This window comes from Bradyrhizobium sp. NBAIM08 (assembly GCF_020193935.1).
Lineage (GTDB): Bacteria > Pseudomonadota > Alphaproteobacteria > Rhizobiales > Xanthobacteraceae > Bradyrhizobium > Bradyrhizobium yuanmingense.
The window spans coordinates 1-435 of sequence record NZ_JADYVR010000488.1 but is presented as its reverse complement, the minus strand read 5'-3'; the positions used below and the strand labels follow the sequence as shown (position 1 = coordinate 435).

General features: G+C 66.7%; 1 protein-coding gene. It reads left to right on the top strand.

What is annotated here, in order from left to right; all coding sequences use genetic code 11:
* Nucleotides 1–435, top strand: a 435-nt coding sequence (locus I6F37_RS40585) for a c-type cytochrome (RefSeq protein WP_225154457.1), incomplete at both ends; no start/stop codon positions are given.

The following is a 435-nucleotide window of genomic DNA, read 5'->3' as shown; positions in this document are numbered from 1 at the left end:
GATAATGTTCGCGAGCGTCAAAGCAGGTGAGCTCGCGACCGACGCCGACTACGTGCGCGTCATCACCCGTGGGCTAAAGGGCACAAACATGCTGGCGCTGCCGCTCGAGCCCAAGGAAGTCGAGGCGGTGACCCAGTACGTGAAGTCCCTGTCGGCAAAGTGGACCGACCCGAGCGCTAAAGCGGGCACGCCAATCACGGCCGCCGCCGACCCCTGGACCGACGAGGCCGCCGCCGTCGCCAAAGGCAAGGAGCTGGTCAAGGCCCACTGCGCGAGCTGCCACGCCACCGCCGACAACGAGGGCACCGGAAGCGACAGCAGCTACGGCTTCTTGAAGGCCCCTAAGCTCGACAAGGGTCTGGCGCTGAAAGCCGGCGACGCGCCGGCCGACATTTACCGTGTCATCGCCGCTGGGCTCGGGGGCACCGCTATGAC